At 46.8% G+C, this 6912-nt stretch carries 9 protein-coding genes, 1 tRNA gene and 1 pseudogene; 3 read left to right on the forward strand and 8 right to left on the reverse strand.

Annotation, left to right across the window (positions count from 1 at the left end; translation table 11 throughout):
- A pseudogene (locus BM082_RS24260) lies at positions 1-328 on the forward strand (IS4 family transposase); the annotation flags it as partial.
- A 72-nt stretch (positions 329-400) separates the two neighbouring features.
- Here the strand turns inward: BM082_RS24260 and BM082_RS24265 are convergent.
- From BM082_RS24265 to BM082_RS25150, 8 genes are all read right to left on the reverse strand, one after another.
- Entirely contained in the window at positions 401-889 is a 489-nt protein-coding gene (locus BM082_RS24265; protein ID WP_017016549.1) for a DUF3299 domain-containing protein, read from the reverse strand.
- Positions 890-893: 4 nt separating this feature from the next.
- A complete protein-coding gene (locus tag BM082_RS24270; RefSeq protein WP_017016550.1) occupies positions 894-2150 on the reverse strand; it encodes an ABC transporter permease in 1257 nt (418 codons plus the stop codon).
- A complete protein-coding gene (locus tag BM082_RS24275) occupies positions 2147-2860 on the reverse strand; it encodes an ABC transporter ATP-binding protein (protein ID WP_017016551.1) in 714 nt (237 codons plus the stop codon). Before BM082_RS24275 ends, BM082_RS24270 begins: the two co-directional genes overlap by 4 nt.
- A gap of 66 nt (positions 2861-2926) precedes the next feature.
- Positions 2927-3610 carry a zinc uptake protein ZrgA gene (zrgA, locus tag BM082_RS24280; RefSeq protein WP_074928955.1) on the reverse strand — a complete coding sequence of 228 codons (684 nt, stop codon included), beginning with the start codon at positions 3608-3610 and terminating at the stop codon, positions 2927-2929.
- Positions 3611-3638: 28 nt separating this feature from the next.
- Positions 3639-3971: a hypothetical protein gene (locus BM082_RS24285; RefSeq protein WP_017010072.1), complete on the reverse strand. Its 333-nt coding sequence runs from the start codon at positions 3969-3971 to the stop codon at positions 3639-3641.
- A gap of 425 nt (positions 3972-4396) precedes the next feature.
- A tRNA-Asn gene (locus BM082_RS24295) sits at positions 4397-4472 on the reverse strand.
- A gap of 177 nt (positions 4473-4649) precedes the next feature.
- On the reverse strand, positions 4650-5624 hold the full coding sequence (locus BM082_RS24300) for a Gfo/Idh/MocA family protein (RefSeq protein WP_074928960.1): 975 nt from the start codon (positions 5622-5624) through the stop codon (positions 4650-4652).
- A 154-nt stretch (positions 5625-5778) separates the two neighbouring features.
- Positions 5779-5949 (reverse strand): hypothetical protein, encoded by a 171-nt coding sequence (locus tag BM082_RS25150; RefSeq protein ID WP_017007992.1) that lies wholly within the window; start codon positions 5947-5949, stop codon positions 5779-5781.
- A 186-nt stretch (positions 5950-6135) separates the two neighbouring features.
- On the opposite strand from BM082_RS25150, the gene BM082_RS24305 reads away from it, so the two are divergent.
- Positions 6136-6576, forward strand: a complete 441-nt coding sequence (locus BM082_RS24305; protein ID WP_017015307.1) for a hypothetical protein — start codon at positions 6136-6138, stop codon at positions 6574-6576.
- Positions 6577-6694: 118 nt separating this feature from the next.
- Positions 6695-6912 (forward strand): transposase domain-containing protein (locus BM082_RS24310; protein ID WP_181955904.1); only part of this gene is annotated, 218 nt, incomplete at its 3' end.

Consider the following 6912-nt stretch of genomic DNA (forward strand, 5'->3'; position numbering starts at 1 on the left):
AACGCCGGCGTTGGTCAAGCAGGAGCTTTGGGGGATGTTGCTTGCCTACAACCTGCTGCGTTTTATGATGTGCCAGATGGCGTATTCCTTGAATACGGTAATGCCATACCAAATAGGTTTTAAGCAGGCATCGATATTTTTGGTGAGTCAGTTGCAGATGCTCCCGGCTGTCGCGCCCGGAAGATATCCAGAAGTGCTCAGGTATATCCTCGATATGGCAGAGAGCTTTGTGCTTCCAGAGAGGATGGAGAGGACATATCCAAGAGCAGTAAAGAAAAGGCCCAGTCGCTATGCGACCAGGCCTTCTAGAAGGCGTAATTCAGCTTAATTCACATGCATTACCCTTAAAGGGCGTTTTTTATGCTTGTGAGCGAAAGTCACATCACTAAACCGTCATCACTTATTCGTCATCGTAAGGTTCGATTGCGGTGCCTTCTATCAGATAACCTGCTTGAGCAAGGTCATGAGAAACAGTATGGGTTTTCAACGTACCCACCACATAGACCACATCCCAAAGCTCCTGAACAGGCGCACCTTCTTCAAATTTCACATACACAATTTGGTTCGGTGGCGGTGGTGGCACGTGAATGCACGCCCCAAAAAATGGCACCAGCAAGAACTCTGTAACCTTATCTGCATCCCCTTCGAGTGGAATAACAAACCCAGGGATCTTCACTTGGCTGTTGTTCAATTCAGGACGCACTGCACCGTACAAACTTTGTTGCGGTTCTACATTATTATGGTCAATCGAAGGCATACCCCGATCATCAAATTGATTTCTCTCTTTTTCTGGCACCAGATCAATCCAATCCAGCGTTAACACATCTTCGTTACTTGCTTGTGCAAGCAGCGGTAAACATGTTGCCAATAGTAATATCCATTTTTTCATTCAATTAAATCCGAATTGTCATTCCATCAGAAAGTGACTGTTTGTAAGCACGAAGGGCGGGAAACACACCAACGAGAAAACCTGCACTGAGCACAATGCCCATCAACATCCATTCGTGCAGACTAAGCCAAGAGGCTGACAGTTGTAACCCGTAATGTGACAACACAAAAGGTGACGCAACAGCCAACACACCATATAACGTCACCACGCCCAATACGATACCCAACGCGGTCAATAACAGCGCTTCGCTGAACAACAAAACAAATATATGCGATGGTCGCGCACCCATTGCCCGCAATATAGCCATCTCTCGGCGACGCTCATTTAAACTGGTCAGTAGGCTCGATAACATACCCATCAAGCCCGCAATCACGACAAACCCCGACACAACCAGCAATGCTTGTTCAGCTACTGACATCAAGCTCCAAAGCTCATGCAGCGCGATACCCGGCATAATGGCGGTCAGCGGTTCTTTGGTGTATTCGTTGATGCTACGTTGTAAGGCAAAGGTTTGAATACGGCTTTTCAACCCAACAAATAGTGCCGTAATTTGATCAGATTGAAGTGTTTCAATATCAATATCTTCCGCGGAAATAACTGCTCCTAACTGTGCACCACTTTCCCATCCAATATGGATAGCTTCGATGGCAGGCAAGGAAACATGCACACTGCGATCAACGGGCGTTCCTGTCGGCGCGAGAATGCCCGTGACGGTGAAAGGAAGATTATCATGGCGACTGAATTTTTTATCCGCCAAGCCATGCGCTATCACAATGCTGTCACCGAGCGAATAGCCGAGCTTTTGCGCCACTTCCGCACCAATAACTGTATCGAACAGCCCTTCAAACGGTTTCCCTTCACGGAAGGTGAGCGCTTGTTTCTGACCAAAACGGTAATGTTTGAAATAGTCACCCGTGGTGCCAACCACACGAAAACCACGATGCGAATCCCCTAGCGAAATCGGAATGCTCCACTTAACGGCGGGGTTTGCGCGAATGTCCTCAACACTTTTCCAATCAATATTATTGGTGGCGTTACCAATTCGGAAGACAGAATATAGCAGCAGATTCACTTGCCCTGAACGCGCACCCACGATCAAATCGGTACCTGAAATGGTATTCGCGAAGCTGTCTTTCGCTTGCGTTCGAACACGTTCAACACCCAGCAACAACATCACAGAAATGGCCACGGTCAGCACGGTTAACAGCGCCGTTGCTTTACGGTTTTTCAGGCTTTGTAAGGCGAGCTTAAAAATGGTCATACGCCCTCCGTATGAGTTGCAGTGCCTGAAAGACTGGCTCCATTTATTTCGGTAAGCGATACCGAACGATCAAAATGCAATTCTAAGGTGTGGTCATGGCTCACAAACAGCAAGCTAGACCCTGCATGCTCACATTCTTTCATCAGCAACGCGATAAACGCATTTCGGCTATCAAAATCAAGGGCGGAGGTGGGTTCATCTGCCAACAACAAAGCCGGTTTTCCGATCAACGCTCGTGCAGCAGCAACACGTTGTTGTTGCCCAATACTTAACGCAGTCACAGGCTTGGTTAAACATGTTTCGGGTAGGTCAAGTGCCAGTAAAAGACGTTTAGCCTCTTGCGCTAAGTCACCTGACACGCGCTGCTTACGCAAAGAGGAAAAACGGCAAGGCAGGAGAACGTTGTCCAATACCGACAGATAAGGAAGCAAATTAAACTGCTGAAAAATATAACCGATGTTGTCAGCCCGAAACGCATCACGCTGACTGCCTTTTAATGCGGTCAGTTCGGTTTCACAGAGTTGCAGAGTCCCCGATGATGCGAGGTTAATACCAGCAATTAAGCTTAATAATGTGGATTTACCGCTTCCACTTGCGCCCTTCAAAAACACTTTCTCACCCTGCTCAACGGAAAAAGCAGGAATATCAATTTGCCAGTCTGACTGACCTTCCCAGCGAAAACGCACGTTCTCTAATTTCAATATCGACATGTGGTAAAGACCCTCATAGAGAGGGCCTACTCCTTGTTGTTCTTTTATGTCTGACTGTATCGCAGCTTAAAATTTAAAGGTGTTTGATGACGCTGTCATGTCTGTCGCTGTAACGCCACTGTCTGTGAGAGATTGAACCTTGATTTGCTCAGTCTGCGGGAAAACCTTAAACCAGCCAGTAGTCACAGACGTTAAGTTCTCTGGGTTGTCACAGTGAAAGGTGTACTGCACGTTGAACTCACCGTGCCCATCTTCACCCTCATGATCATCATGGTCGTGGTGGTCATGGCCTTTGTGATCATCGTGACCATGGTCGTCATGGTCTTTGTGATCATCATGACCGTGGTCGTCATGGCCTTTGTGATCATCATGACCATGGTCGTCATGACCGTGATCGTCATGCTCACCTTCTTTCGATGCGGCCAACGTGTGACTGATGTTTTTTTCTTCTAGCGAACAATTTGCGCCACTGTTTACCGCAAACAAAGCACTGGCATCTGCTAAGGCAATAAGCGCCGAATTTAGGGCTGTTGTTTGTTCGTCATTTTTTGGGGCATGTTCAAAACCCACAACGTCGCTGCCAGGTGCAGCGATTTCGACAAGCAGATCATTGCCATCTTGAGCGATAACCCACTCAACCAAACCATGTTGATGAGCGCTATGCTGGCGGAACTCTGCTGATTCAGCAAAAGCAGTTGAGGATAGGCACAAAGCCACGGCGCTAAGGGTAAATAAAGGGGTAGTACGCATAATTTCTCCAAAATAAATCGATATAACTCTAGATAACATTGAGGAGATTGCGCGGTGGTGATCGTGCTTTTGCGGTGATGGAAACAATTAGCGGTAAAGAAACCAGAAACGTGCTCTCACCTGATTCGACGAGCCAAGTGACGGGCATGGGTAAATCATGACCAAGTACCGCCGGAGAACCTAACACGCAGATGGTGCAATGCGCGTCCGTTTTTAACTCATGATGATGCGACCCTTTATGTTCAGCAACCAACAAACCTTGCCATCCTAGTAGGACAACAAGAATCAGTGGTAATCCTTTACGAAACAAAAGCAGCATGACATCACAGGTGTATCGGTATGTAATGTTATAATATAACACTCCATATCCTTCTTGCCTATGCGCGATTTTGTTTGCCAATGCCTTGTCTAGACAAATAAAACGCCATTTTTCGACGAAAAAACAATATCGCCCTAAAACGCAAAAAGCCTCATCATTCGATGAGGCTTATAGCATTCGACATTGCGACAACGTCCTAACGCGATGTATCCCAAACGCAAAAGCCCCGTCTTTTGACGAGGCTTCTTAATTTGGCTCCCCCTGTGAGACTTGACGGGGCCGCCTAGGCTTGCGACAACATCGCAGCGCGATGTATCCCAAACGAAAAAAGCCCCGTCTTTCGACGAGGCTTCTAAATTTAGCTCCCCCTGTGAGACTTGACGGGGCCGCCTAGGCTTGCGACAAAATCGCAGCGCGATGTATCCCAAAACGAAAAAAGCCCCGTCTTTCGACGAGGCTTCTAAATTTGGCTCCCCCTGCAAGACTTGAACTTGCGACATACGGATTAACAGTCCGCCGTTCTACCAACTGAACTAAGGGGGAATTGTTGACTCAAGAGTTAGCTTTCTTGAAGATTGCTTTCTCGTGAGAACGAGGTCGATATTAGGCAAAGGGCCGAATGCATGCAAGCACTAATTTACATTCCGGCCCAAAAATCATATCAAGTGGCGAATTGATGAGCTATTTCACGCGATTAGCCTGTATTTCACTCACTAAAACTTACTGCTCTGACAAAATTTGTTCCATTGCCCACGTTGTGTTTCTCGCGCTTTTGCCAAGACTTGGGTGCATTTTCTCATCATTCAGGTGCTTAACCATATTTTCGACATGAAAGTAGTGAATCGGGTCAGGATTATCAACCACAGACACATGGCTCTCTTTACCTTCTAGCACGAAAGGCGTGTCACCAAATACTGAACAAACGATCCGCCCTTCACTGCCTACAATTTCAACGTTGTCTTCACGCGATGCCGCACCAAAATTCCAATAGCCAGAGCCCATAACACCGCCATCAAACAAGAAACAACCAGATACCGCATCTTCCGCGTCATAGAAACCCTGTTGGTTACTGCAGATGCCCTTCGCCTGACGAATATCTCCAAACCATTGTTGGAACAGATTCAAACCATGGCTAGCGAGGTCAACAAAATAGCCGCCACCGGCTTGTGCTGGATTCACACGCCAGTTTTCCTTTCCAGCCACATCATCAGGATTTGGTGGACGGTGATACGTCCAATGAATGTGGCGCACCGTGCCAATCATGCCTTGATCAATCCAACCTTTCACCACCTCAAATCGCGGTAAAGATCGACGATAATACGCAACAAATAAAGGCTGCTTTGCAGATTCAAAGGCAGCAATCATCGCATCACATTCTTCAACGCTAACCGCCATCGGTTTTTCCACCACACAGGGTTTTCCCGCGCTGGCCACCATTAAGGCGTATTCCAAATGGCTATCTGGCGGAGTCGCTACGTATATCGCGTCAATGTTCGGGTCATTGATCATCGCCTTTGCATCAGTGGTATAGCAGCCAATGCCATGCCGCGAAGCATAGTCCTTTACCTTCTCTTCGCGACGGCCCATGACGCACTCTAGCGATGAATTCTCTACCTGCCAAAATGCAGGGCCGCTCTTGCGCTCAGTGACACTGCCGCAGCCAATCATGCCCCAACGAATGTGTTTGCGTTCCATTTCTCCCCCCTCAAGTGTCGCAATATTTCTCACTAATGATCCTATTTTCGTCGTTTTAGCCTTGATAGCGTGATCTCGCAGAGTGCTGCATAAAATTATGACGTCAATGTCTCCATAGTGAGAAAGTAATTATTTAAGTGAATACTTATACTCGTTAGGTCGTGATTTCATTTTCGACTGACAAACAGTCAGCGCTGTGCAAAGGAATTGCACGTCCGTTAGCGCGGAAGCGATAAACAAGGATTGTTGGAAAGTGAACATTTAACCCAAACATTCGTTTATCGAGGTTGTTGATGTCGTACTCACCCAACCGAAATAAGGTCATCCTGCAATCGATAGTACAATTTTTTGTTCTTGCGGTACTCGTATCGCTACCTATTTTAATTGTTCGTACCGATGTCCTTATTCTAAAAAATGGCTTATCCGAGCGTTCACTTACAGAATATAGCGAGCAGATTCTGCTTGCAGCGACGGTCTGTTGCTATTTATTTGTCGCTTATTGTCAGCCTGCATGCAGAAGATTTCTAGCCTTAGTGTCTGGTTTTTTTCCGTACTGTTAATACGCGAACTCGATTTGTTCTTCGATGAAGCCGTCGCTCATGGTTTTTGGGTTTACCCAGCCACGTTCGTTGCAGCCTCTGCGTTAATTTATGCATTGAGCAACCGCGAAGCAACCATAAAAGGTTTTAATGCCTTTGTTTCTAATAGAGAATTTCCGTTACTCAGTTTTGGGCTGGTATTGCTCTTAGTGTTCTCTCGCCTCTTTGGTATGGGTTCGCTCTGGCAAGACACACTGGGTGACGGTTATGTTCGAGTAGTAAAGAACATGGTGGAAGAAGGCACGGAGTTGATGGCATATTTCATCATTCTCTACTCATCAGCGCGTTACGCCTTTTCCATACGTCGCGCTCAACGCGAACTGCCGCAAGGTGCCAGGCCCTGCGAACAATGATGACAAAGAATAAGCGGATAAAAGCCATCCTATCGGGTTAATGCCGATCGTTTTAAGTCATTGAACGATCCTACGCAGGCTTCATAATCGGCCTCAACATTGTTGAGGCCGATTTTTTATGTCTGAGTTTTTGAAAGAGTTACACATCACCGCTGAGTTTTGCCAAGACCACCCTATCAACGCATTCTCTAAACACATTCCTCTTGAGTGGGTTGAAGAAGCAGTCAAACAAACCGGACGCGCTTCTTTGCGTAAACGTCGCTTTCCCGCTGAGCAGGCTGTTTGGCTAGTTTTAGGGATTGGATTACTGCGCAATCGCTCGATTCAGAATGTTTG

Origin of the sequence: Enterovibrio norvegicus DSM 15893 (assembly GCF_900115495.1) — a bacterium.
In the GTDB taxonomy this organism is placed as follows: domain Bacteria; phylum Pseudomonadota; class Gammaproteobacteria; order Enterobacterales; family Vibrionaceae; genus Enterovibrio; species Enterovibrio norvegicus.

Coding starts and splice junctions, on each gene's coding strand:
- BM082_RS25150 (WP_017007992.1), bottom strand. CDS start 5,949: ATGACCTTATTTCGGTTGGGTGAGTACGACATCAACAACCTCGATAAA.
- BM082_RS24270 (WP_017016550.1), bottom strand. CDS start 2,150: ATGACCATTTTTAAGCTCGCCTTACAAAGCCTGAAAAACCGTAAAGCA.
- zrgA (WP_074928955.1), bottom strand. CDS start 3,610: ATGCGTACTACCCCTTTATTTACCCTTAGCGCCGTGGCTTTGTGCCTA.
- BM082_RS24265 (WP_017016549.1), bottom strand. CDS start 889: ATGAAAAAATGGATATTACTATTGGCAACATGTTTACCGCTGCTTGCA.
- BM082_RS24275 (WP_017016551.1), bottom strand. CDS start 2,860: ATGTCGATATTGAAATTAGAGAACGTGCGTTTTCGCTGGGAAGGTCAG.
- BM082_RS24300 (WP_074928960.1), bottom strand. CDS start 5,624: ATGGAACGCAAACACATTCGTTGGGGCATGATTGGCTGCGGCAGTGTC.
- BM082_RS24305 (WP_017015307.1), top strand. CDS start 6,136: ATGCAGAAGATTTCTAGCCTTAGTGTCTGGTTTTTTTCCGTACTGTTA.